Origin of the sequence: Streptomyces tibetensis (assembly GCF_007655005.1) — a bacterium.
Lineage (GTDB): Bacteria > Actinomycetota > Actinomycetes > Streptomycetales > Streptomycetaceae > Streptomyces > Streptomyces tibetensis.
In genome coordinates this window covers 199,762-224,559 of sequence record NZ_SZVW01000014.1, presented here as the reverse complement: position 1 = coordinate 224,559, position 24,798 = coordinate 199,762, and the positions used below count along the sequence as shown (strand labels likewise).

Annotated in this window: 20 protein-coding genes; 12 read left to right on the top strand and 8 right to left on the bottom strand. The window is 71.8% G+C overall.

Features of this window, described 5'->3' with window-relative positions; translation table 11 throughout:
* Positions 1-14: 14 nt before the first annotated feature.
* Positions 15-3,077, bottom strand: a complete 3,063-nt coding sequence (locus FDO69_RS24720; protein ID WP_104782042.1) for a SpoIIE family protein phosphatase — start codon at positions 3,075-3,077, stop codon at positions 15-17.
* Positions 3,078-3,221: 144 nt separating this feature from the next.
* Positions 3,222-3,644 (bottom strand): YjbQ family protein, encoded by a 423-nt coding sequence (locus tag FDO69_RS24715; protein WP_104782041.1) that lies wholly within the window; start codon positions 3,642-3,644, stop codon positions 3,222-3,224.
* Positions 3,645-3,766: 122 nt separating this feature from the next.
* Between FDO69_RS24715 and FDO69_RS43100 the strand changes: the two genes are divergently transcribed.
* The 5 genes from FDO69_RS43100 to FDO69_RS24695 all read left to right on the top strand — a co-directional run bounded on the left by FDO69_RS43100 (position 3,767) and on the right by FDO69_RS24695 (position 7,888).
* A complete protein-coding gene (locus tag FDO69_RS43100) occupies positions 3,767-3,850 on the top strand; it encodes a putative leader peptide (protein ID WP_349817350.1) in 84 nt (27 codons plus the stop codon).
* 135 nt (positions 3,851-3,985) lie between these two features.
* On the top strand, positions 3,986-4,855 hold the full coding sequence (locus FDO69_RS24710; protein ID WP_104782040.1) for an ABC transporter permease: 870 nt from the start codon (positions 3,986-3,988) through the stop codon (positions 4,853-4,855).
* On the top strand, positions 4,828-5,568 hold the full coding sequence (locus FDO69_RS24705) for an ABC transporter ATP-binding protein (protein ID WP_104782039.1): 741 nt from the start codon (positions 4,828-4,830) through the stop codon (positions 5,566-5,568). The genes FDO69_RS24710 and FDO69_RS24705 overlap by 28 nt, the downstream gene beginning before the upstream one ends.
* A 45-nt stretch (positions 5,569-5,613) precedes the next feature.
* Positions 5,614-6,645: an ABC transporter substrate-binding protein gene (locus tag FDO69_RS24700; RefSeq protein ID WP_104782038.1), complete on the top strand. Its 1,032-nt coding sequence runs from the start codon at positions 5,614-5,616 to the stop codon at positions 6,643-6,645.
* Between the two features lie 166 nt (positions 6,646-6,811).
* The gene (locus FDO69_RS24695; RefSeq protein WP_104782037.1) at positions 6,812-7,888 is read left to right on the top strand and encodes an NAD(P)-binding domain-containing protein; all 1,077 of its coding nucleotides are present in this window, start codon (positions 6,812-6,814) and stop codon (positions 7,886-7,888) included.
* A gap of 21 nt (positions 7,889-7,909) precedes the next feature.
* Here FDO69_RS24695 and mltG read toward each other — a convergent pair whose 3' ends face one another.
* Positions 7,910-8,761 carry an endolytic transglycosylase MltG gene (gene mltG, locus FDO69_RS24690; protein WP_104782036.1) on the bottom strand — a complete coding sequence of 284 codons (852 nt, stop codon included), beginning with the start codon at positions 8,759-8,761 and terminating at the stop codon, positions 7,910-7,912.
* A gap of 43 nt (positions 8,762-8,804) precedes the next feature.
* On the bottom strand, positions 8,805-10,607 hold the full coding sequence (locus FDO69_RS24685) for an ABC transporter ATP-binding protein (protein WP_104782035.1): 1,803 nt from the start codon (positions 10,605-10,607) through the stop codon (positions 8,805-8,807).
* Between the two features lie 86 nt (positions 10,608-10,693).
* Between FDO69_RS24685 and FDO69_RS24680 the strand changes: the two genes are divergently transcribed.
* Positions 10,694-11,143 carry a MarR family winged helix-turn-helix transcriptional regulator gene (locus FDO69_RS24680; protein ID WP_104782034.1) on the top strand — a complete coding sequence of 150 codons (450 nt, stop codon included), beginning with the start codon at positions 10,694-10,696 and terminating at the stop codon, positions 11,141-11,143.
* A 120-nt stretch (positions 11,144-11,263) separates the two neighbouring features.
* On the opposite strand, the gene FDO69_RS24675 is transcribed toward FDO69_RS24680, so the two are convergent.
* The 3 genes from FDO69_RS24675 to FDO69_RS24665 form a co-directional block, all read right to left on the bottom strand.
* Positions 11,264-12,727 (bottom strand): cation:dicarboxylate symporter family transporter, encoded by a 1,464-nt coding sequence (locus tag FDO69_RS24675; RefSeq protein ID WP_104782033.1) that lies wholly within the window; start codon positions 12,725-12,727, stop codon positions 11,264-11,266.
* Positions 12,728-12,901: 174 nt separating this feature from the next.
* Positions 12,902-14,506, bottom strand: a complete 1,605-nt coding sequence (locus FDO69_RS24670) for a peptide-N4-asparagine amidase (protein WP_104782032.1) — start codon at positions 14,504-14,506, stop codon at positions 12,902-12,904.
* A gap of 43 nt (positions 14,507-14,549) precedes the next feature.
* Positions 14,550-15,281, bottom strand: coding sequence for a L,D-transpeptidase family protein (locus tag FDO69_RS24665; RefSeq protein WP_104782031.1), 732 nt, complete (start codon positions 15,279-15,281; stop codon positions 14,550-14,552).
* Positions 15,282-15,708: 427 nt separating this feature from the next.
* On the opposite strand from FDO69_RS24665, the gene FDO69_RS24660 reads away from it, so the two are divergent.
* The 4 genes from FDO69_RS24660 (at position 15,709) to FDO69_RS24645 (ending at position 20,312) form a co-directional block, all read left to right on the top strand.
* A complete protein-coding gene (locus FDO69_RS24660) occupies positions 15,709-17,514 on the top strand; it encodes an ABC transporter transmembrane domain-containing protein (RefSeq protein WP_104782030.1) in 1,806 nt (601 codons plus the stop codon).
* Entirely contained in the window at positions 17,511-19,292 is a 1,782-nt protein-coding gene (locus tag FDO69_RS24655; protein ID WP_104782029.1) for an ABC transporter ATP-binding protein, read from the top strand. The genes FDO69_RS24660 and FDO69_RS24655 overlap by 4 nt, the downstream gene beginning before the upstream one ends.
* A 212-nt stretch (positions 19,293-19,504) precedes the next feature.
* A complete protein-coding gene (locus FDO69_RS24650) occupies positions 19,505-19,975 on the top strand; it encodes a DUF5709 domain-containing protein (RefSeq protein WP_104782028.1) in 471 nt (156 codons plus the stop codon).
* Positions 19,976-20,066: 91 nt separating this feature from the next.
* Complete coding sequence (locus tag FDO69_RS24645) at positions 20,067-20,312, top strand: type B 50S ribosomal protein L31 (protein ID WP_104782027.1); 246 nt, start codon at positions 20,067-20,069, stop codon at positions 20,310-20,312.
* Positions 20,313-20,412: 100 nt separating this feature from the next.
* Here the strand turns inward: FDO69_RS24645 and FDO69_RS24640 are convergent, their stop codons facing one another.
* A complete protein-coding gene (locus tag FDO69_RS24640) occupies positions 20,413-21,207 on the bottom strand; it encodes a metal-dependent hydrolase (protein ID WP_104782026.1) in 795 nt (264 codons plus the stop codon).
* Between the two features lie 145 nt (positions 21,208-21,352).
* On the opposite strand from FDO69_RS24640, the gene FDO69_RS24635 reads away from it, so the two are divergent.
* Together FDO69_RS24635 and FDO69_RS24630 are read left to right on the top strand one after the other, a co-directional pair.
* Entirely contained in the window at positions 21,353-23,866 is a 2,514-nt protein-coding gene (locus FDO69_RS24635) for a DEAD/DEAH box helicase (protein ID WP_167526675.1), read from the top strand.
* 37 nt (positions 23,867-23,903) lie between these two features.
* Positions 23,904-24,776, top strand: a complete 873-nt coding sequence (locus FDO69_RS24630; RefSeq protein WP_104782025.1) for an acyl-CoA thioesterase — start codon at positions 23,904-23,906, stop codon at positions 24,774-24,776.
* The last annotated feature ends 22 nt before the right edge of the window (positions 24,777-24,798 follow it).

Sequence of the window (24,798 nt, the reverse complement as noted above, 5' to 3'; positions counted from 1 at the left end):
GGCCGGTGGTCGCCTCACGCCGTGTCGAGCCCGCACTCGGCCCAGATGACCTTGCCCTCGGGCAGGTAGCGCGTGCCCCAGGCCTGCGACAGCTGCGCGACGAGGAACAGGCCGCGTCCGCCCTCGTCCGTGCTGGCCGCCCGGCGCAGGTGCGGTGCGGTGTTGCTGGCGTCGGAGACCTCGCAGATCAGGGTCCGGCCGTAGAGCAGCCGCACCCGGATGGGCGCGGCGCCGTGCCGGACGGCGTTGGTGATCAGCTCGCTGAGGATCAGCTCCGCGGCGAACGCGGTCTCCTCCAGCCCCCGGTCGGACAGCCACCGCACGGCGGACGCCCGGACCTCGCCGACGAGGGCCGGGTCGGCGGTCAACTCCCAGGTGGCGATCCGGCCGGGGTCCAGGGCGTGCACGCGGGCGACGAGCAGGGCGATGTCGTCGTGCGGATGCGCGGGCGCCACCGTGTCCAGGACCGCCTGGCAGGTCTCCTCGGGGGCGCGCCCGGGATGCGCCAGGGCCTCGCGCAACTGCTCCAGGACCACGTCGACGTCGCGGTGCCGGTCCTCGATGAGCCCGTCGGTGTACAGCACGACCTGGCTGCCCTCCGGAAGGTCGACCTCGACGGCGTCGAAGGGCAGGCCCCCGAGACCCAGCGGAGGCCCGGCCGGCAGGTCGGGGTAGGTCACGGTGCCGTCGGGGCGGACGATCGCGGGGGGCGGATGGCCGGCGCGGGCCATCAGACACGTCTGGGCCGCCGAGTCGTATACGGCGTAGAGGCAGGTCGCGCCGATGACGCCGGCGCCCTTGCCGTCGGGGTCCTCCCGGTCGAGGCGGCCCACGAGGTTGTCCAGGTGGGTGAGGACCTCGTCCGGCGGGAAGTCGAGCTCGGCGAAGCTGCGGGCGGCGGTGCGCAGCCGGCCCATGGTGGCCGCGGAGAGCATGCCGTGACCGACGACGTCGCCGACGAGGAGACCGACGCGGGCGCCGGGCAGGGGGATGACGTCGTACCAGTCGCCGCCCACGTCCGACTCGGCGGGCAGGTAGCGGTGGGCGACCTCGACGGCGTCCTGGTCGGGCAGGCCGTGCGGGAGGAGACGGCGCTGGAGCGCCAGGACCATGGTGCGTTCATGGGTGTAGCGCCGGGCGTTGTCGATGGACAGGGCGGCGCGGGAGGCCAGTTCCTGGGCGAGGGAGCGGTCGTCGTCGCCGAAGGATCCCCCCGCGCGGTAGAAGCAGGCGACGCCCAGGACGACACCGCGGGCGAGCAGGGGCACCGCGATGAGGGAGTGCACGTGGGCCAGCAGCCGTGCGGTGGGCTCGGGGTCCTGGGCGAGCCAGCCCGCGGCGGCCTTCAGGTCCGGTTCGAGCACGGCCTCGCCTCTGCTGAGGCAGCGCAACTGGGGCGTGGCCGGACCGAAGTCGATGCGCTTGCCGGCCGGTGTGAAGGGCAGGCCCTCGCGGATGCCGTGGACGACCGTGCGGCGCAGGTCGGCGAGGGGGTCGGCGGACTCCTCGCCGCGCAGCACGGCGTCGGGCAGGTCGATGGTGACGAAGTCGGCCAGTCCGGGGACCGCGGTCTCGGCCAGTTCCTCGGCGGTGCGGCGCACGTCCAGGGTGGTGCCGATGCGGGTGCTGGCCTCGGACAGCAACTCCAGACGCCGCCTCGCCGCGAGGGCGTAGGCCCCGACCTGCGGCTCTCCCAGCATCACCAGCCCCCGGGCCGGGAAGGCCTCCCCGGGCTGCCGCATGTCCGCGGCACTCCTGCCACCATCGGCCGCGAGGGCACCGTCGGGCTCGGCAGCGCCCCGGGCCCCGTCGCCAGGAGCGCCCGCATCCGGCTCGACGCGACGCCGACCGCTACCGGCCGTGGCGGGCGCGGCTGTGCTCGGCGGGTGGTCCGCCGCTGCGGGCACGGCGGGGGGCGGTTCGCCGTCCGCCGGGACGGTTCCGTCGGCGCCCGTGGCCAGGCGGAGCCCGTCGGTGCCGTCAGGGCCCGCCGTTGCGCCGTCTCCGTCGGGCGTCCCGGCCGGGCGGGGGGACGCGGTGAGGTGCCCGGCCGGCAGGGTGAGCGCCGGGCGCGCAAGGGAGAGTGCGACGGCGGAGACGGCGAGGCCGGACAGCTCGTCCGTCTGGTGCGGTATGACGAGCGGCTCCCCCGCCGGGAAGTCCGGCAGCAGGGCCTCGATGGCGAACCCCCGGACCCCGGAGCCGCTCGTCACCGGACGGCTCACCAGCGTCACCCGTCGGCCGTCGGGCAGGGTCACCTCGGCGGCGCCGCGCTGGGCACCGGAGATCAGCTCGGCGGCCTTCTCCCGGAGGATCGCATGGTCACGGGGGTGGAACTCGCTCGCCAGCGCATCCAGCGCCACGCCATGGCGCGGACCGGCGGTCCCGGCTCCGGTGGCCAGGTACGTCCGCAGCAGGGCCTGCTCGCGTGCGGAGCTCTGCCCCAGCAGCCGCCGCTCGATGCCCTCGGCCGCCCGCCGGATGGCGACCCCCAGTGCGGGCCGCTCGAAGCCGCGCGGGTAGCCGAGGCACAGGACACCCTCGATGCGCCCGCTGAGCGGGTCCCGGACGGGCATCGCCACGCAGGCGTTCTGCTGGGAGCGCTGCGCGAAGTGCTCGGCGCCGTAGACGCGGATGAGCTGCCGTTCCGCCAGGGCCAGCCCGATGCCGTTGGTACCGGCGACCTGCTCGGCGAACACGAACCCCGGGACGACCTGGATGGCCGGGAGGCTCCGGGCCATCGACGCGTCCCCGAAGCGGCGCAGCAGGACCGTCCCGTTCGCGTCGGCGACCGAGATGTTGACCTGGCTGCCGGCGAACGTGGACTGCAGCCGGTCGAGCACCGGCACGGCCGCCCGGACGATACGGCCGCCCGCGTCGAAGTCCTCCCGGTAGGGCAGGTCGAACGTGTCCGGCGACAGCCCCAGGGACCGGCAGCGCTGCCACGAGTTCAGGATGGACGTCCGCACACCCGTCTCGACAGGCTCGCCCTGGAGGAACAGCTCGCGCAGACTGGCGGGCCCCGTGCCGTCCGTCGCACGCCCCGCCGGCCTGGGTTCCTCGCCGGACCGAACCACGCTTCGCCTCACTTGCGCCCGCGGTAATCCGCTGCTCGGAAGAGAATCTGGCATTGATGAGGATACGGGCATTACGGGCGGGCGTCACGGCGCGCCGGGGTCATGGGGGGCCGACGGCCGGGCGCCGGGGCGGCGGGACCGCGCTCACCCCAGGAAACTCAAGCGCACCTTCCGTTCCGGGTTGTCCTTGTTGGTGTCGACCAGGCACACCGACTGCCAGGTGCCGAGCTCCAGCCGGCCGCCCAGCACGGGAAGGGTCGCGTGGGGCGGGACGAGGGCGGGCAGGACGTGGTCGCGGCCGTGGCCGGGGCTGCCGTGCCGGTGCTGCCAGCGGTCGTCGGCGGGCAGCAGGCTGTGCAGCGCGGCCAGGAGGTCGTCGTCGCTGCCGGCGCCGGTCTCAAGGACGGCGATGCCGGCCGTCGCGTGCGGGACGAAGACGTTGAGGAGGCCGTCCCGGCCGGACGCCGCCTCACGCAGGAAGGACTCGCAGTCGCCGGTGATGTCGAGGACCCGCTCGGCGGCACCGGTGCTGACGTTCAGAACTCGAGTGGTGAAGACATCTGACATGCCCCCATCCTGACGCACGCGCCGGCTTTCTCCGGGCCCTGCCGGGCCGGGTGGCGATACGGGCGTCCCACTGATCGAGACGCCGTTGACCGTGCGCATGCCAGCTGACTAGGTTCGGCCGCATGTTGCGTTCAGCCCTGCTCACCACGCGCGGTCACATCGACCTGCTGCGGGTGGCCTCCGCCGCGTGTCGCCGCGGCTGCTGACGCCCTTCTCCTCTCCTCCTCTCTTTCCGGCTTCCTCGCCAGCGCTGCGCCTGCCCGCCGATCGTTCCTGATCGCATGACACGGCGGCGGTGAGGCGCGCTTTGGCCGGCCCGCGCTCTCCCCCGTGGATCACTCATGAGCATCAGTCACGCCCCGCCCGTATCCGAAGAACCCGATATTTCGCCTGTATCGGTTTCCGATCTCGACCTCCAGCCCCTCGTCCCCACCTCTTCCCGCCGCGCCCGCGTCCCGCGCTGGCTGCGGCGCACCACCGGCCCGGTGCTGCTGCTGGTGTTGTGGCAACTGCTCAGCGGCACAGGCGCGTTGCCCCCCGACGTGCTGGCCTCACCCGGCCGGATCGCCCAGGTCGGCGGAGACATGCTGGCCGACGGTTCACTGCCCACGGCCATGGGCACCTCGCTCCAGCGGGTCGCCGGAGGGCTGCTGCTCGGGCTCGTCGTCGGCACCGGCCTCGCCCTGCTCGCAGGTCTGTTCCGGATCGGCGAGGACCTCGTGGACGCGCCCGTGCAGATGCTGCGGACCGTGCCGTTCGTGGGGCTCATCCCACTGTTCATCATCTGGTTCGGCATCGGCGAGGCCCCCAAGGTCGCCATCATCACGCTCGGCGTGACCTTCCCGCTCTACCTCAACGTCTACGCCGGAATCCGGGGCGTGGACGCCCAGTTGATCGAGGCCGGCGAGTCCCTCGGGCTGTCGCGGTGGGGACTGGTGCGGCACGTCGTGCTACCCGGTGCCCTGCCGAGCGCCATGACCGGCCTGCGCTACTCGCTCGGCATCGCCTGGCTCGCGCTGGTCTTCGCGGAGCAGGTCAACGCCGACTCCGGCATCGGGTTCCTGATGGTGCAGGCGCGGGACTTCCTGCGGACCGACGTGATCGTGGTCTGCCTCGTCGTCTACGCCTTCCTCGGCCTGCTCGCCGACTTCATCGTCCGCTCTCTCGAAAAGGTGCTGCTGCAATGGCGACCGACGTTCACCGGCCGGTGACCCCCCAGGCGGTCCACGTCGAGGGCCTCACCCGTTCGTTCGACGGCCGGGCCGTCATCGACGACCTGCGACTGGACGTCCGGCCGGGCGAGTTCGTGGCCCTGCTCGGCCGCAGCGGATGCGGGAAGTCGACGCTGCTGCGCATCCTCGCCGGGCTCGACCGTGACATCGAGGGCAGCGTGCTGGTGCCCCGCCGCAAGGCCGTCGCCTTCCAGGCACCGCGGCTGATGCCGTGGAAGAAGGTGTGGCGCAACGTGCTGCTCGGTCTGCCCGGCAAGCCCGAGCGGGCCGTCGCCGAGCAGGCCCTGGACGAGGTCGGCCTCGGCCACCGCACGGACGCCTGGCCCAAGACCCTCTCCGGTGGCGAGGCGCAACGCGCTTCCCTGGCCCGGGCTTTGGTGCGCGAACCCGATCTGCTGCTGCTCGACGAGCCGTTCGGCGCGCTCGACGCTCTCACCCGCATCAAGGCTCAGCGGCTCGTGGGCGAGTTGTGGCAGCGCCGCGGTTGCGCGGTGCTCCTCGTCACCCACGACGTCGAGGAGGCCGCACTGCTCGCCGACCGCGTCCTGGTGATGGACCGCGGGGTCATCGCCCACGAGCAGCGCATCGACCTGGACCGCCCCCGCGACATCACCGACCCCCGCTTCGCCTCCTTGCGCGCCGGCCTCCTCGAACGTCTCGGCGTCGAGGCGACGGCCGCCGAAGCCGCCTGACCCTCCCCGCGTACCGCCCGTACGACCCACACGAACGGAACCACCATGCGACGACGCCGCCTCTTGCCTGCCGCCCTGCTCCTGCCCCTCGCCCTGCTGCTCACCGCCTGCGGCGGCACCTCGGCAGCCGGCACGTCGGAGGGCCGCGTCGACGGCAAGGGCTCCGTGACGCTCGACGTCGGTGACCAGAAGGGCGGTTCGGAGGCCATCCTGCGGGCCGCCGGAGAACTGAAGAACCTCGACTACAAGATCAAATGGTCGACGTTCACCTCCGGCCCGCCGCTGCTGGAGGCCATCAACGCCGGGGCCGTCGACACCGGAGGCGTGGGCAACACCCCGCCGGTCTTCGCGGCCGGTGCGGGTTCGAAGATCAAGGTGGTGGCGGCCTGGCACGGCACGTCCAAGGGCGACACCGTCCTCGTCCCGAACGACTCGCCCTTGAAGAGCCCCGAGCAGCTCAAGGGCAGGTCGGTGGCCGTCGCGCAGGGTTCCTCCGCGCACTTCCAGCTGGTCGCCTCCCTGAAGAGGGCCGGGCTGAAGCTGAGCGACATCAAGGTCAAGTACCTCCAGCCGGCCGACGCCCTGGCCGCGTTCACGTCCGGCAAGGTCGACGCGTGGGCGGTGTGGGACCCGTACACCTCACAGATCCTCCAGGGCAAGCAGGGGCGGGTGCTGACCGACGGCGACGGCGTGACCAACGGGCTCACGTTCCAGGTCGCGGCCCCGGCCGCCCTGAAGGACAAGAAGAAGGCGGCCGCCATCAAGGACTACCTGGAGCGGCTGCGGCGTGCCTACACCTGGGTGTACGACCACGAGGAGGAGTGGGCGAAGGTCTGGGCCGAGGACACCGGGCTCCCGAAGGACGTGGCGCTGGCCGCGGTGAGGCGCACCTACACGACCCGGATCGCGGTCGCCGTCGACAAGCCCCTGATCGCCTCCGAGCAGGAGATCGCCGACACCTTCACGGCGTTGAAGCTCATCCCGCGCAAGGTCGACTTCGCCGAGTTCACGGACACGCGTTTCAACGACGGCCTGCCGCCGTCGACGACCCAGGCGCGTCCTTCCACCGGTTCGTGAGGCAGCCGTAGCCGGTCCCCCGCCGCCGGGCGGGGGACCCCGCGGGGCCGCGCGGCGGGAAGATCCACGGCGAAGGAATCCTCGGCGCGAGTTCCACGGCGGGAAGAGTCGTGGCGGAAAGATCCGCGGCGGGAAGATCCTCCGCCCCGTCGCGGTTAGTAGAAATGTGAACAACACGCGCGAGGTCGAGGTAGTCGTCATAGGCGCAGGTCAGGCCGGTCTGGCCGGCGCCTATCACCTGCGGCGATCCGGTTTCGAGCCGGACCGCGACTTCGTCGTGCTGGACCACTCCCCCGGCCCCGGCGGCGCCTGGCAGTTCCGCTGGCCGTCGCTGACCTACGGCAAGGTGCACGGCATGCACGCGCTGCCGGGCATGGAGCTCACGGACGCCGACCCGTCACGGCCGTCGGCCGAGGTGATCAGCGCGTACTTCGACCGCTACGAGCGGACCTTCGGCCTGCCGGTCAGGCGCCCGGTGGACGTACGGGCCGTGCGGGAAGGGCCGGGCGGACGGTTGCTCGTGGAGACCTCGGACGGCGTGCGGTCGGCGCGGGCGCTGATCAACGCGACCGGCACCTGGGACCGGCCGTTCTGGCCGCGTTATCCGGGCCAGGAGACCTTCCGGGGACGGCAGTTGCACACCGCGCAGTACCCCGGGCCCGAGGAGTTCGCCGGGCAGCGGGTCGTGGTGGTCGGCGGCGGCGCCTCCGGCACCCAGCACCTGCTGGAGATCGCCTCGTACGCGTCGGCCACCACCTGGGTCACGCGGCGCCCGCCCGTCTTCCGGGAGGGACCTTTCGACCAGGACGCGGGCCGCGCGGCGGTGGCGCTCGTCGAGGAGCGGGTACGGCAGGGACTGCCGCCCCGCAGTGTCGTCTCGGTCACCGGGCTGCCGCTCAACGACGCGATCCGGCAGGGCATCGAGGACGGCGTGCTCGACCGGCAGCCGATGTTCGCCCGGATCACTCCCACCGGTGTCGAGTGGGCCGACGGGCGCCACCTCGACGCCGACGTCCTCCTGTGGGCCACCGGCTTCCGCGCCGCGATCGACCACCTCGCCCCGCTCCGGCTGCGTGCCCCCGGTGGCGGCATCCGCATGGAGGGCACCCACGCGGCCGCCGACCCGCGCATCCACCTCGTCGGCTACGGCCCTTCGGCCAGCACCATCGGGGCCAACCGGGCCGGGCGGGCGGCCGTACGGGACATCAGGCGACTGCTGGAGCGCGAACCGGTCGCGGCATGACACGGGCGGGAGCACGGGCTGTCACCCGGCCGCCCGGACCCCGCTCTTCTTGCTCAGCGCGTTGAACTCCGCGACGTTGCGCTGGTGTTGGTGGTAATCCGCCGTGAACCGGGTGTCGCCCGGGCGGACGGTGACGAAGTACAGCCAGTTGCCCGCGGTCGGATTGACGGCCGCGCGCATCGCGTCCTCGCCCGGGCTGCCGATCGGCGTGGGCGGCAGGCCCATGCGCTGGTACGAGTTGTAGGGGCTCTCGATCCGGGTGTCGCTCTCCGTCGTGCGGAGGGAGGAGCGATTGAGGGCGTAGTTGATGGTGGAGTCCATCTGCAGGGGCATACCGCGTTCGAGGCGGTTGAAGATGACCCGGGCCACCTTCCCCATGTCGGCCCTGGTGGCGGCCTCGGCCTGGACGATGCTCGCGATGGTGACGGCCTGATACACGTTCATGGCGTTGCGCTGCGCCCCGGCGGCGATGGGCGCGCCGTTGAACTTCTCGTTCGCGGTGTCGACCATGAGCGCAAGGAGCTTGTCGGGAGTGGTCTTCTCCCGGAGCTGGTACGTGGCCGGGAAGAGGTAGCCCTCCGGATTGCCCTCGGCGTCATTGGGCAGTTTCAGCGCGGCCTTGTCCAAAGACTTCTTCGTGCTGCCGGCAGGCAGGGCGAGGGCCTTGTCGACGGCCGCGTAGACCTGGCTGGCGCGCCGGCCCTCCGGGATGGCCAGGGTCGTGGGCCGGCTCTCCTTCTCGGTCCCGGTCCGCAGCGTCAGCAGCGGCACCGCCACGGCGGTACCGACCACGACGGCTCCGGTCGCGACGAGGGCGATGCGGCCCCTGCGCGTCAGTCGAATCGTGCTCCGTGGCGGAGTGTTCTTCTCCATGCGGGCACGGTAACCCCCATACCGCCATAAACCCGGCATATTTTCATCTTGTCGGTTCCAGTTGGGCGTCCCGGCGTACGAGTGCCGCGTACCGGCCGCCCTCCTCCATGAGGTCCTCGTGTGTACCGCGTTCGACCGCGCGGCCCGCGTCGAGGACCACGATCTGGTCGGCTCCCCGCACGGTCGAGAGCCGGTGGGCGATGGTGAGGGTGGTGCGGTCGGCCGACAGGGCGTCGATGGCGTCCTGCACGGCCGCCTCGGTCCGGGTGTCCAGCGCGCTGGTGGCCTCGTCGAGGATGAGGACCGGCGGGTCGCGCAGGATGGTGCGGGCGATGGCCAGCCGCTGCTTCTCGCCGCCGGAGAAGCGGTGGCCGCGCTCGCCGACGACGGTGTCGTAGCCGTCGGGCAGGGCCGCGATGTGGTCGTGGATCTGCGCCGCCTTCGCCGCCTGGTGAAGCTCCTCGTCGGTGGCGTCGGGCTTGGCGAAGCGCAGGTTCTCGGCGACCGAGGCGTGGAAGAGGTACGTCTCCTGCGAGACGACGCCGACCGCGCGCGCCAGGGTGTCGAAGTCGAGGTCGCGGACGTCGGTCCCGTCGAGGGTGACGCGGCCGCCGGTGACGTCGTAGAGCCGGGGCACGAGGTAGCCGAGGGTGGACTTGCCGGCGCCGGTGGGGCCGACGACGGCGAGGCTGCCGCCGGCCGGGACGGTGAGGTCGATCCCGTCGAGAACCGGGCCGCCCTTGTCGTCGTAACCGAAGGAGACGTTCTCGAAGCGGACCTCGCCCTTGATGCGGTCCAGGCGGACCGGGTCGGGTCCCTCGGTGATGTCGATCGGGAGGTCGAGGTACTCGAAGATGCGCTGGAACAGGGCGAGCGAGGTCTGGATCTGCACCCCGGTCGACAGCAGGCTCACGGCCGGGCGGAACAGGCCCTGCTGGAGTGAGACGAAGGCGACGATCGTGCCGATGGAGACCGCGGGGCCGCCCAGCTGGAGGGCCATGCCGGCGGTCCAGTAGATGACGGCGGGCAGGGCGGCCATGACGATCGTGATGACGGCCATGCGCCACCGGCCGGCCATGTTCGACCGCACCTCCAGGTCGACGAGCTCCTCGGACTCGTCGGCGAAGGACTTCGTCAGCGAGTCGGAGCGGCCCATCGTGCGGCCGAGCAGGATGCCGCTGACGGAGAGCGACTCGGTGACGGTGGCGGCCATGGCGGCCATCTGCTTCTGGCGCTGGGTGGTGATCTTCCGGCGTTCGTTGCCGACCCGGCGGCTGATCCACACGAACACCGGCAGCAACAGCAGGGAGACGACCGTCAGGCGCCAGTCGAGGGCGATCATCGCGACGATCGTGGCGACCACGCTGGTGACATTGGAGACCAGGGAGGTCGCGGTGGAGGTGACGGTGGCCTGCATGCCGCCGATGTCGTTGGCGATGCGGGACTGCACCTCGCCCGTGCGGGTGCGGGTGAAGAAGGCGAGGGACATGCGCTGGAGCCGGCCGTAGACGGCGGTGCGCAGGTCGTGCATGACGCGCTGGCCGACCGTCGTGGAGATCAGGGTCTGGAGGACCCCGAAGACGCTGGTGAGGACGGCGCTGAGGATCATGCCGAGGGCGAGCAGGCTGAGCAGGCCCGTGCGCCCCTCGGGGATCGCGACGTCCAGGATCTCCTTCAGCAGGAAGGGCGTGGCGACCGACACCAGGGACGCGGCGCCGACCAGCAGGCCGACGATCGCGAGACGGCCCCGGTAGGGGCGGAAGAGGCTGAGGATGCGGCGGACCTGCCGGGGCTGCTCCTTGGAGTCGGCCGGCGGGGTCCAGGGGGCTTCACGGTCGGGATGCATGGGCTCCTACGAGGGATGCGGCGGATCGGATCACAGCTCATTGTTACCTATACTCACAATGAACTGCATCCTGATATTGTTCCCGCATGACCACGCCCGATCCCGACAGTCTGCTCGCCGAGCAGTTGCTGCGGCTCACCCGCCGGGTGCACCGCATCCAGAAGCGCCATCTGGAGCACCGGGAGCTCGGCATCACCCCGGCCCAGTCCCGACTGCTGCGCACGCTCGCGCACTGGGGCTCGCCGCCGCGCATGGCCGATCTGGCCGAGCGCCTCGAGGTGGTGCCGCGGGCCGTGACGACGCTGGTCGACGGCCTGGAGGCGAGTGGCAAGGTGCGGCGGGTCCCGGACCCGGTGAACCGGCGGGTCATCCGCATCGAGCTGACGGACGACGGCCGGGGGGCGCTGCGCGAGCTGCGGGCTGCGCGCAGGTCGGCCGCGGAGGAGATCCTCGCGCCGCTGACGGAGGAACAGCGAGAGGCGCTCGGGGGGTTGCTGGACACGCTGATCGACGGGACGCCTGTGCAGTCCTGCTGACGGGCCGGAAACCACGACAGCGGACACCGGCCAGGCTCAGGCGGCCGACGGGAGCACGGCAGCGGGCCGCGGTCACCGCCCGTCCTGCCTGTGCGGTGGCGCGGCCCGTTGCCGTTCGGGTCAACCAGCCTCGGGAGCGGGCTCCTTGAGGTCCTGGGCCTTCTGGGCCGGGATGTCCGGCACCGGTGCCCCGATGCCGCCCTCGGCACCGGCGCCCTTCCGGGTGCCGACCGGCACGGGGGCGTCCTCCGTGTCACCGGCGCCCTTCCCGGCCTCGTCCGGCGCCGGGGTGTCGTCCTCCCCGTCCAGCGTCCTCTTCGCCCGTTCGATGTCCAGGGCCCCCTCCCAGCGGGACACCGCGAAGACGGCGACGCAGTTGCCGAGCAGGTTCGTGACGACGCGCATCGAGTCCATGATGCGGTCCACGCCGAGCAGCAGCGCGACGGCCCCGGCGGGGATCGCCCCGAGGGACGAGGCGGTCGCGGACAGTGCGAGGAACGCCGAACCCGGAATGCCCGCCATGCCCTTGCTGGTCAGCATCAGCACCAGCACGACCGTGATCTGCTGGCCGAGGCTGAGGTCCACACCCACCGCCTGGGCGATGAACAGCGTGCCGATGGACAGGTACAGCGAGGCGCCGTCGAGGTTGAAGGAGTAGCCGGTGGGGAGCACCAGCCCCACGGCGTCGTCGCGGGCGCCGGCCCGGCGCAGCTTCTGCATGACGCGGGGCATCACCGACTCGGTGGACGCGGTGCCGAGCGCGAGCAGCATCTCCTCGCGGATGTAGCGCAGGAACTTCCAGAGGCTGAGCCCGGTGACGGCCTTCAGGGCCACGGCGAGCAGCGCGACGAACAGCGCCGCGGCCACATAGCAGAGCACGATGAGCTTGGCGTACGTCCTCATCACGCCCAGGCCGTAGTTGCCGACCAGGTGGGCCATCGCGCCGAACACCGCGAGCGGGGCCAGCCGCATGATGAAGCCGACGACCGCGAAGACGATCTCCTGGGCCTGCTCGATCGCGGGCAGGATCTTCGGCACCTTCGTGTGCCCGAGGTGCAGCAGGGCGGCGCCCACCAGACAGGCCAGGATAAGGACTTGGAGCAGCTCGTTCTCGGCGAAGGCGCCGACGAAACTCTGTGGCAGCGCGTTCAGCACGAACTCTGTCGTCGTGGGCAGATGGCCACCGCCCGTCGTCTGGTCGACCGCCGCGGTGTTCAGCGAGGAGGGGTCGACGTTCATGCCCTTGCCCGGGCCGACGACGTTGGCGGCGACGAGACCGATGACCAGGGCGGCCGTTGAGGCGATCTCGAACCAGATGAGGGCCTTCACCCCGATCCGGCCGAAGGCCTTCAGGTCACCGGCCTTGGCGATGCCGACGACGACAACGCAGAACACCAGCGGCGAGATCACCGTCTTGATGAGCCGGGTGAAACCGTCGCCGAGCGGCTGGAGAGCCGTGGCCGTGTCCGGCCACAGCTTTCCGACGACGATTCCGAGGACGAGCGCGCAGGAAACCTGCGCGAAAAGCGAAGTGCGCAAAGTGCGGGCGAGGCGTCGCGGGAGGGACGGTACAGACGGCGGCACGAAGCCTCCTAGGGGGGACGGGACACAGGGAAGCCGGAGGGGACTTCTGTGATGCGGAATGGGGATTCCGCTTCCGACACCCTGAAGGCTGTCTTGATCGCGCACAAGACCGCAACGTTTCAGCCAAGTAAAACGTCGCGAGTGACGCACATCACCCGCGCCGCGGATGTCACCTCAGCAACGGTTTCGATCCTCCGTGAGCACCCCCTGCACGGCGGTCAGGGTGCGGTCGTAGCAGCCGCGCGAGCCGTACAGCCGGTAGCGCTGGCTCGTGGTGCCGACCGCGTGGCGCTGGTCGCGCGGCACGTTCGCCGTGTAGGTCGCGTCGCCCGTGTACGAGTTGCCGAGCCGTGACCACGCGGTGCGCCGCCCGCCGTTCGTCGCCACGACCGTGGCGCGGTCGCCGAGCTTCAGTACCGTGCGCAGGCGGTCGCCCGCGCCGAGGGTGGTCGTGCCGTCCATCGTGTAGGTGCGGTGGGTGCGCGTGGTGCGTGCGCCGACCGTCACCGACTCGTCATCGGTCCAGACGGCTTCGAGAGCGTCACGCGTCTCGCCGTCGGTCCAGCGGTGTGTGGAGGTACCGGTCAGCGAGCGGCTGACGGTGGTCCTGACGCGGCCGTGCGACGTGTCGACATAGCCGCCGACGGTCAGCCGGTGGGCACCCTCGGTGTCCACCCGGTGCTCCGAACCCGGCGTGTACACGGACGAGTCGGTGAGGTCTTCCGTCGTGTGCGCGGTGAGCTTCCCGGTGACCCGCTCGCGCTGCTCGTCCTGCCAGACGAGGACGTTCACGGGCGTGCTCCAGCCGCTCTGCCCCTCGGGCACACCGACCACCGAGACCTCGACGCGGTGCGCGCGGCCGTCGTTGAGGATCCCGGCGAAGGGGGTGAGGTCGTAGGTGATCGGCTTGATGTCGAAGGCACGCGGGCCCGGGATCACGTACCAGAGGAACGGATTGGACCAGCCTCCGGTCCACACCGTCGGGAACGGGGTGGCGATGCCGGCGAGCCGGCCGTCGACGCTGATCTGCACCTCCCGGTAAGGGCCTTGGCCGGCCTTGCAGGAGTAGGGCGCCGGTTCGGGCACCGTCAGGTACCAGTACTCCTCGCAGCCGCCGCCGGACCCGGTCGCGTACACCTCGGCGAGGATGCGCTCGCTGTTGCGCGGGGTGGTGAGGGCCGAGGCGCCGTCGAGGGTGAGGACCCGGTCGGGGCTCTTCGGATCGGGGCGGCCCTGGTAGAACGTCAGCGTGACGTTGACGTCGAGGACGCCCGTGTAGGTGTCGTCGACGACGTTCCCGATGAGCATCTCGACGTCCCGGCTCGTGCGGAAGGTGTCGCTGTAGCGTGTGACGTCCTTCTCCACCGACCACTCGATGCCGTCGGGTGAGGGCTGCGGGGTCGACGTCCGGAAGATCTCGACGCCGCCGACGTGGAGATAGCCGAGCCGGTCGTACTGGCGCCCCTTGACCTTGCCGTCGAGCCGCAGCACCACCTTGCTCCAGCGGTCGCCGCAGCCGCCGGGCGGGGTGTAGGTGCCGCGGTAGGGGGTGAAGTCCCGGAACTGCGCGCGGGCGAGGGTGGCTTCGCAGGACTTTCCGGCGGGTTTCGCGACGGGCGGTACGGCCGTGACCGGGTCGTGCCAGTCGGTGCCGAACTCGGCGGGGACGTCGGCCGCCCGGGCCGGGACGTCCGCCGCCCCGGCGGGAGTGCCGCCGATGAGGGTGCCCGCCAGAAGGGCCGCTCCGGCAAGCATGGACATGACGATCCGTCTCTTCATGGGCCGTGTTCTACGGGGAGTCGGCCACCCGCGCAATGAGGCCTTAGGCCGCCAGGTCCGCCTTGTCCCCCATCACCACCACGGGACGCTCTCGCGGGTCGAGCGTGCGCAGCAGGTACCTCATCGCCGACTCGGGCACGCTGACACAGGCCGACGTGCCGCTGCCGTGGTCCATGTGCAGCCAGATCCCGCCGCCCTTCTTCTCGCCCTCGGGGCGGGTCTGATCGTTCGGCGGGGTGCCCTTGACGCGGTTGTAGTCGATGGCGATGACGTAGTCGAAGTCGTGCCAGTGCGACTTGGCCCACCAGCGCGGAGCGGCGAAGGCGGCGGAGCGGGTGTACGGCAGCCCGGAGCCCGGGTCCGGCAGCACGCCGCCCGCGTCGCTCAGGGTGAACACGCCCACAGGGCTGCGGTCGTCGTCCTCGTGGTGGTCGGTGGTCCAGCCCTTCTTGCCGTTGTGCCCGGTCCAGCCGCGCTGCCGCTGCCAGGTCGAGCCGTGCTTCGTGTACAGGACGACCGTGGAGTCGGCGGAGTCCTTCCCGTCGCCGTAGACCGCGACGACCTGGTGGGAGCCGGACGGGATCCGCCGCTGGAGCCGGTCGCCGACGCCGGGGATGCGCGTCGGGGCGGCCGTGGCAGCGTGAGTGCGGGCCGCCGGGCGGGCGGCTTCCGTCCCCCCACTGCCCTCCGCGCCGCCGCAGGCGGACAGAGCCGTCAGAAATGAAGCGAGGACCACCGTCGCGCCCACCGCTCGTCGTACGCCACCGTTCTGCATCGCTCCATGGTCGCACCGCGCTCCGGGCTACGGCGGGCTGACGCCCGAACAGTCGGTGGGCGACGGGTTCCACCCGGTTGCCGGTCGGTTGCGCACGGCAGAGGGCCGGTGCCGCCCGGCTGCCAGTCGGTTGCGCACGGCGGACGGCCGGTGCCGCCCGGCTGCCAGTCGGTTGCGCACGGCGGACGGCCGGTGCCGCCCGGCTGCCAGTCGGTTGCGCACGGCGGGCGGCCGGTTCCGTGCGGTTGCCGGTCGGTGGCGCACGGCGGGCGGCCGGTTCCGTGCGGCGGACGGAAAACCGTTTGCCTCCGGCCGCGTCGCAACGCGAACCTGGCACGGTTTGCTGCCGTCGTCGGCGGCCGCCCCCACTCCCCTGCCGACCCGCCTCCCCACCCGTTCGCCCCCTGACACGAGCCACTGGGACGTCATGCAGATTCAAGACCTTCCGTACCCCGACCCGGGCGTCCCGGACGCGCGCTCGGGCCCCCGATTCCTGTGGTGGCTCTTCCGGAATCAGCTGGGCGGTCAGCTCAAGTCGCTGAGCTGGGGGCTGCTGCACTTCGCCTCCGTCGCCGCCCTGCCGTTCTGTGTCGGGGTCGCCGTGCAGGCCGTCGTCGACCGCTCCGGTACCCGGCTCGCCCTGGCGGGCGGCCTGCTGGCGCTGGCCTGCGTCGGCAACGCGGTCGGTGACACCTTCCTGCACCGCACCGCCATCACCAACTGGATCACCGCCGCCGCGCGCGTCCAGCAACTGCTCGCCCGCAAGGCCGCCCATCTGGGCTCGGCGCTGACCCGACGGGTCGCGGCCGGTGAAGTGGTGGCGGTGTCGACGGGTGACGTCGAGAAGATCGGCTGGTTCGTCGAGGCCCTGTCCCGGTTCACCGCGGCCGTGGTCACCGTCGTCCTGGTCTGTGTCGGCCTGCTCGTCTACCAGCCTGCGCTCGGCGTGGTCGTCGCCGTGGGGCTGCCCGCGCTGGCGCTCGCCGTGCTGCCGCTGCTGCCCCGCGCCACCCGGCGTGCCGACACCCAGCGCGAGAAGGCCGGACGGGCCACCGAACTGGCCTCGGACACCGTCGCCGGTCTGCGTGTGCTGCGGGGCATCGGCGGCGAGGAGCTGTTCCTCGACCGCTACCGCAGCGCCTCCCAGGAGGTCCGCCACGCTGCCGTGCGCAGCGCCCGGATGTGGTCCCTGATCTCCGCGATCCAGGTCCTGCTGCCCGGGCTGCTGCTCATCGCCGTCGTCTGGTACGGCGTGGGGCTGGCGCGCGAGGGCCGGATCACCGTCGGCGAACTGGTCACCGTCTACAGCTCGGTCATGGTCCTGACCTATCCGCTGCGGCACTTCGAGGAGATCGCCATGGCGTACTCCTTCTCCCGGCCGTCCGCCAAACGGGCCGCGGGAGTGCTGTCGCTCCAGCGGCCCACGGACACCGCCGGATCACGCGCGGCCGAGGTTCCCTCGGGGGACCTGTACGACCCGGAGACCGAGTTGCTCGCGCCCGCCGGCCGGCTGACGGCCGTGGTGTGCGGCGACCCGGACGCGGCGGGCCTGCTGGCGGAGCGGCTGGGCGGACACCCGTCCCAGGAGGGCACCTCGGTGCTGCTGGGCGGGGTGCCCCTCGACGAACTCCCGCTGGACAGCGCCCGTACGGCCGTCCTCGTCCAGGACAAGGACCCCGTGCTGCTGTCCGGCACGCTGCGTGAGCTGCTCGACGTACCCGCGTCGGGTGCGGTGGCGCCGCGAGAGGCGCTGGCCGCCGCGCAGTGCGACGACGTGCTGGCGGCCCTGGTGCAGGGCTCACTGGACGCGGCCGACCCGATGGACGCCCGGATCACCGAACGCGGCCGGTCCCTGTCCGGCGGCCAGCGCCAGCGGCTCGCGCTCGCCCGGTCGCTGGTCACGGACCCGGAGGCGCTCGTGTTGGACGAGCCGACCTCGGCCGTCGACTCGCACACCGAGGCCCGGATCGCGCAGGGCGTGCGGGAGTTGCGCGCGGGACGCACGACCGTGGTGTTCACCTCCTCCCCGCTGCTGCTGGACCGCGCCGACCGGGTGGTGTTCCTCCACGACGGCGAGGCCGTGGCGGTCGGTGCCCACCGTGAACTCGTGCGGACCGAGCCCCGCTACCGGGCGGTGGTCACCCGCGAGACGGACGACGAGGCCGCCCTGAACGGCTCCGTCGCCCTGAAGGACGTACTGCAGGAACTGGAAGAGATCGAGGAGAAGGCATGATCGGCGTCGCGCCACCGGCGTACGACCCGGCGGCCCCGACGACGGCGAACACCCTGCCCGTCGGCGCCCCCGAGACCGTCCGCGCCTACGTGGCCGAACTGCTGCGCCGGCACCGGCGGGCGTTCCTGCTGCTGGTCGCCGTCAACACGGCCGCCGTGATCGCCTCGATGGCCGGTCCCTGGCTGCTGGGCGGACTGGTGGAGCGGGTGTCCGACGGGGCGCGGGACCTGCGGCTGGAGCTCACGGCCGGGCTCTTCGTGGCCGCGCTGGCCGTCCAGGCCGTGTTCGTCCGGCAGGTGCGGCTGCGCGGCGCGATGCTGGGTGAACGGATGCTGGCCGACCTGCGCGAGGACTTCCTCGTCCGGTCGGTCGGACTGCCGCCCGGGGTGCTGGAGCGGGCCGGGACGGGCGACCTGCTGTCGCGCATCACGACGGACATCGACCGCCTCGGCAACGCCATGCGTGAGGCCGTGCCGCAGCTGTCGATCGGCGTGGTGTGGGTGTTCCTGCTGATGGGCGGGCTGGTGATCACGGCGCCGCCGCTGGCGCTCGCCGTGCTGCTCGCCCTGCCGCTGCTGATCGTCGGCTGCCGCTGGTACTTCCGGCGGGCGCCCTCGGCCTACCGTTCCGAGGCCGCCGGGTACGCCGCCGTGGCCGCCGCGCTCGCCGAGACCGTGGACGCCGGGCGTACCGTCGAGGCCCACCGCCTGGGCGAGCGTCGCGTCGGGCTGTCCGAGCAGCGGATCCAGGAGTGGACGGCCTGGGAGCGCTACACGCTCTGGCTGCGGTCGGTGCTCTTCCCGGTCATCAACACCACCCACGTGACCGTGCTCGCCTCGGTCCTGATGATCGGCGGTGTGTTCGCCCTGCACGGGTGGATCGACGTCGGCCAGTTGACGACCGGCGCGCTGATCGCCCAGATGCTGGTCGACCCGGTGGGCATGATCCTTCGCTGGTACGACGAGCTGCAGGTGGCCCAGGTGTCGCTGGCCCGGCTCGTCGGGGTCCGGGACATCGAGCCGGACGCCGGGGATCCGTCGGTGGCCCCCGAAGGACGACACGTGCACGCCGACCGCGTGCACTTCGGCTACCTCGAGGGCGTCGACGTCCTGCGCAAGGTGTCCCTGGAGGTCGCCCCCGGCACCCGGCTGGCCCTGGTAGGCCCCTCGGGCGCGGGGAAGTCCACGCTGGGCCGGCTGCTCGCCGGGATCTACGCGCCCCGGGACGGCCGGATCACCCTGGGCAGCGCCGAGCTGGCCCGGATGCCCGCCGAACGTGTCCGCTCCCACGTGGCCCTCGTCAACCAGGAGCACCACGTCTTCGTGGGCTCCCTGCGCGACAACCTGCGGCTCGCGCGGACCGGCGCGGTCGACGCCGAACTGTGGGCGGCGCTGGGAGCGGTCGACGCCGACGGCTGGGCCCGGGCGCTGGAGGACGGCCTGGACACCGAGGTCGGCTCGGGCGGTCTGGCGCTCACCCCGGCCCAGGCCCAGCAGATCGCGCTGGCCCGCCTGGTGCTGGCCGACCCGCACACGCTGGTCCTGGACGAGGCGACCTCGCTGCTCGACCCGCGCGCCGCCCGCAACCTGGAACGCTCCCTGGCCCGGGTCCTCGACGGCCGCACCGTCGTCGCCATCGCCCACCGGCTGCACACCGCCCACGACGCCGACGTCATCGCCGTCGTCGAGAGCGGTCGCATCAGCGAGCTGGGCAGCCACGAGGAGCTGGTCGCGGCGGACGGGGCATATGCGGCGCTGTGGAGGTCCTGGCACGGGTGAGCACCTCGTCGTACCGGGCGGCGCGCGTCCCCCGCGCGGCGGCCGGGTCCTTGGCGTTGCGCAGTCCCGAACCGGGGTGGAAGGCTGGAATCAGGCACCGGCTCGGGGAACGCCCCGGAACCAGTGGTTCGGGCGGCATCAGTGCTCCGTGCGGCGGCGGCCCGGCACGGGTCCCGTGAGAACGGGCCCGTCCCACCCCCTGGGAGGTACCCGTGAACAGCTCCGACGGTTGGGGAGACGACGTCTACCAGCCGGACCAGGACGAGCAGAGGGAGGACACGGGGCTGCTCGACGCCGAGGACACCCTGGAGAACGACGGCGTCGACGATCCCCTGGACCGGGGCTGGTCCCCTCCCGAGCGGCCCTGGGCCGTCGAGCACCTCGGGGTGACGGCGGCCGAGCGGCGGCAGGGCGAGACGCTGGACCAGCGGCTCTCCGAGGAGCTGCCGGACGCCGCCGCCCCGGACGGTGACGGCCTCGGGGACTGCGCGGGCACCGACGGGGAACTCCTGGACAACGAGGTCGGCGCCGAGCGCTCCGGCCGGCTCGTGGCACCCGACGAGGGCGCCCACGAGGACGAGGAGGAGGCACTGGTCGCCATGGACGTGGGCATCGACGGCGCCGCCGCGTCGGCCGAGGAGGCCGCCGTGCACATCGTCGACGAGGACACCCTGTCCGGCTGATCGCGGAAGAGGAGGCCGCAGTGCACATCGTCGACGAGGACACCCTGTCCGGCTGATCGCGGAACCGGCCCGAGCCGCTCGAGGAGCATCCATGCAGCAGGACAAGCACCCCGACTATCACCCCGTCGTCTTCCGCGACCGCGCCGCCGGGTACGCGTTCCTCACCCGGTCCACCGCGACCAGCGACCAGAGCATCGAGTGGGACGACGGCGAGACCTACCCGGTCGTGGACGTGGAGATCTCCTCGGAGAGCCACCCCTTCTACACGGGCAAGGCCCGCACGGTGGACTCGGAGGGCCGGGTAGCCGCGTTCGAGCGGCGCTACGGCGGCGGCTGAAGCGCGTCTCGGGGCCGCGCCCAGATGAAGTCGGGCTCAGGTGAAGTAGTGCCCGGACGAAGCTGTACCCAGATGAAGCTGTGCTGAGATGAGGTTGCGCTCAGATGAAGTTGAGCGCCGCCGCGCAGCCCACGCCGCCGAGCAGCATGAACACCGGCATCAGCACCTTGAGCTCTACCCAGCTGCCCGCCCGGAAGCGCATGGCCTTCGGGGGCCCGACCGGGTACCAGCGCTTGCGCCCGATGGGGATGGGCCACAGGATCGGGCAGCCGGACACGGTGAGCGCGTCCCCGATGTCGTGCACGATCGCGCCCAGCACCACCGGCAGCCCCAGCCACAGGTACTCCTGGCCCGGTGCCGTGAACAGCCAGTCCGCGCCGTTGCCCGGCTTGTCCAGTATGCCCGCGAGGATCCACGCGGTGGTCGCGGCCAGCAGCCACACCAGCACCTCACTGCTGGTGCCGCGCGTCGCCCGCCACAGCAGGCCCTCGATGGCCAGGACCATGTGCACGAAGAGCACCGCGAGCACACCCCAGCGGTCGCTGGTGATCGCCACGACCGAGGTGCCCGCACCGATCAGGACCGCCCACAGCCAGGTGTGCGTCAGCGTGCGGTGCCCGCCGGAGCGGCGCGGGTCGCCCTGCTTCCTGGTGGCCTTGTAGACGGCGTACGACAGCTTGTCGACGATCTCGCACAGCCAGCGCGACACCGGTCCGAAGGACCGGGAGATGGTCGCCGCCTTGTGGTCGAGGTCCGGGGCGAGAGCTGCTCCGGCGCAGATCAGGGCGCCGACGAGGAGGACCGGCCAGGGCATCGGGTGTCCGGCCGCCGCAGCGGCCGCACCGACGCCGAGCCAGGCGGCGGCTCCCGACAGTGAGTGTGCTGGTCCCATCATGGCCGTGCCCCGCCTCATTCCTCATGTGCCGCTGTCCAGTTGACCGGGCGCGCTGACGTCCCGTCGGCGCCCCAGCGTAGCGTTCGTGATCTTCGGGCCCGCAGCCGATTCCCGCATCGGGCATCGGGCCGGGCAAGATGGGGGCGTGACCCTCATCGATCAGCTGCCGCGGACCCCTGACCCCGACGCCCTGTACGAAGCCTTCGAGTCGTGGGCCGGCGAGCGGGGTCTCACGCTCTACCCCCACCAGGAGGAGGCGCTGATCGAGGTGGTCTCCGGTGCGAACGTGATCGTGTCGACGCCCACCGGCTCCGGCAAGAGCATGATCGCGGCGGGCGCGCACTTCGCGGCCCTCGCCCGTGACGAGGTCACCTTCTACACCGCCCCGATCAAGGCCCTGGTGTCGGAGAAGTTCTTCGAGCTGTGCAAGATCTTCGGCACCGAGAACGTCGGCATGCTGACCGGCGACGCGTCGGTCAACGCCGACGCCCCCGTCATCTGCTGCACCGCCGAGGTACTGGCGTCGATCGCGCTGCGCGACGGCAAGGACGCCGACGTCGGCCAGGTCGTGATGGACGAGTTCCACTTCTACGCCGAGGGCGACCGCGGCTGGGCCTGGCAGATTCCGATCCTGGAGCTGCCGCAGGCGCAGTTCGTGCTGATGTCGGCGACGCTCGGCGACGTCTCCTTCTTCGAGAAGGACCTCACCCGCCGCACCGGCCGCCCCACGGCGGTGGTGCGCTCGGCGACCCGGCCGGTCCCGCTGTCCTACGAGTACCGCTACACCCCGCTCACCGAGACCCTCACCGATCTGCTGTCCGCCCGGCAGGCGCCCGTCTACATCGTGCACTTCACGCAGGCGCAGGCCGTGGAGCGGGCGCAGGCGCTGATGAGCATCAACATGTGCACGAAGGAGGAGAAGGAGCAGATCGCCGAGCTGATCGGCAACTTCCGCTTCACCACCAAGTTCGGCCGCAACCTCTCCCGGTACGTCCGGCACGGCATCGGCGTGCACCACGCCGGCATGCTGCCCAAGTACCGCCGTCTGGTGGAGAAGCTAGCCCAGGCCGGTCTGCTGAAGGTCATCTGCGGCACCGACACGCTCGGCGTCGGCGTCAACGTCCCCATCCGCACCGTGCTGTTCACGGCCCTCACCAAGTACGACGGCACCCGCGTACGTACCCTTCGGGCCCGGGAGTTCCACCAGATCGCGGGCCGCGCCGGGCGGGCCGGATACGACACGGAGGGCTTCGTCGTCGCGCAGGCGCCCGAGCACGTCGTCGAGAACGAGAAGGCCCTCGCCAAGGCGGGCGACGACCCCAAGAAGCGCCGCAAGGTCGTCCGCAAGAAGGCCCCCGAGGGCTTCGTCGCCTGGTCGGAGCAGACCTTCGAGAAGCTCATCGGCTCCGAGCCGGAGCCGCTGACGTCCCGCTTCCGTGTGACGCACACGATGCTGCTGTCCGTGATCGCCCGCCCCGGCAACGCCTTCGAGGCGATGCGCCGCATGCTGGAGGACAACCACGAGCCGCGCAAGCAGCAGCTGCGGCACATCCGCCGGGCCATCGCGATCTACCGTTCGCTGCTGGACGGCGGCATCGTCGAGAAGCTCGACCAGCCGGACGCCGAGGGACGCATCGTCCGCCTCACCGTCGACCTCCAGCAGGACTTCGCGCTCAACCAGCCGCTGTCCACCTTCGCCCTCGCCGCGTTCGAGCTGCTCGACCCCGAGTCGCCCTCGTACGCGCTCGACATGGTGTCGGTCGTGGAGTCGACGCTCGACGACCCGCGGCAGATCCTCGCCGCCCAGCAGAACAAGGCGCGCGGCGAGGCCGTGGCCCAGATGAAGGCGGACGGCGTCGAGTACGAGGAGCGCATGGAGCGCCTCCAGGACATCACGTACCCGAAGCCCCTGGAGGAGCTGCTCTTCCACGCGTACAACACGTACCGCAAGAGCCACCCCTGGGTCGGCGACCATCCGCTGTCGCCGAAGTCGGTCATCCGCGACATGTACGAACGGGCGATGTCCTTCACCGAGTTGGTGTCCCACTACGAACTGGCCCGCACCGAGGGCATCGTGCTGCGTTACCTCGCCAGCGCCTTCAAGGCCCTCGACCACACCGTTCCCGACGACCTCAAGTCCGAGGACCTCCAGGACCTGATCGCCTGGCTGGGCGAGATGGTGCGCCAGGTCGACTCCAGCCTGCTGGACGAGTGGGAGCAGCTCGCCAACCCGGCGGAGATGACCGCCGAGGAGGCCCAGGAGAAGGCCGACGAGGTCAAGCCCGTCACCGCCAACGCGCGCGCCTTCCGCGTCCTGGTCCGCAACGCCATGTTCCGCCGCGTGGAGCTGGCCGCCCTCGACCAGGTGGGCGAACTGGGCGAGATGGACGGGGAGTCCGGGTGGGACGCCGACGCGTGGGGCGAGGCGATGGACACGTACTGGGACGAGTACGAGGATCTCGGCACCGGACCCGACGCCCGCGGCCCCAAGCTGCTGCTCATCGAGGAGGAGCCGGAGAACGCCCTGTGGCGGGTCCGGCAGATCTTCCACGACCCGAACGGCGACCACGACTGGGGCATCAGCGCGGAGGTCGACCTCACGGCCTCGGACGCGGAGGGCCGCGCGATCGTCCGCGTGACCGACGTCGGCCAGCTGTGACGGGCCGGGCAGCAGCGAGCACAGGAGAATCTCACCCATGACGACCAACCCTGCCGAGAGGCTCGTCGACCTGCTCGACCTGGAGCAGATCGAGGTCAACATCTTCCGCGGCCGCAGCCCGCAGGAGTCCCTGCAGCGGGTCTTCGGGGGTCAGGTGGCGGGGCAGGCGCTGGTCGCCGCCGGCCGCACCACCGAGGGCGACCGTCCCGTGCACTCGCTGCACGCGTACTTCCTGCGCCCCGGACGGCCGGGAGTGCCGATCGTCTACCAGGTCGAGCACGTGCGCGACGGGCGGTCGTTCACCACCCGCCGGGTCACGGCCGTGCAGCAGGGCCGCACGATCTTCAACCTCACCGCCTCCTTCCACAAGCCGGAGGAGGGCAGCTTCGAGCACCAGCTGCCTCCCGCCCGCAAGGTCCCGGACCCGGAGTCCCTGCCGACCGTCACGGACGAGATCCGCGAGCACCTGGGCGCGCTGCCGGAACAGCTGGAACGGATGGCCCGCCGCCAACCCTTCGACATCCGCTACGTGGACCGGCTGCGCTGGACCGTCGAGGAGACCCGCGACGCCGAGCCGCGCAGCGCCGTGTGGATGCGCGCGGTCGGGCCGCTCGGCGACGATCCGCTCGTGCACACCTGCGCCCTCACCTACGCCAGCGACATGACCCTCCTGGACGCCGTCCGCATCCCGGTCGAGCCGCTGTGGGGCCCGCGCGGCTTCGACCTGGCGTCGCTGGACCACGCGATGTGGTTCCACCGCCCGTTCCGCGCGGACGACTGGCTCCTCTACGACCAGGAGTCGCCGATCGCGGTCGGCGGCCGTGGCCTGGCCCGGGGCCGGATCTACGACCGTGAGGGCCGTCTCGTCGTGTCCGTGGTGCAGGAGGGGCTCTTCCGGAAGCTGGGCTGACCCTCGCCGACGGGGGCCCTGC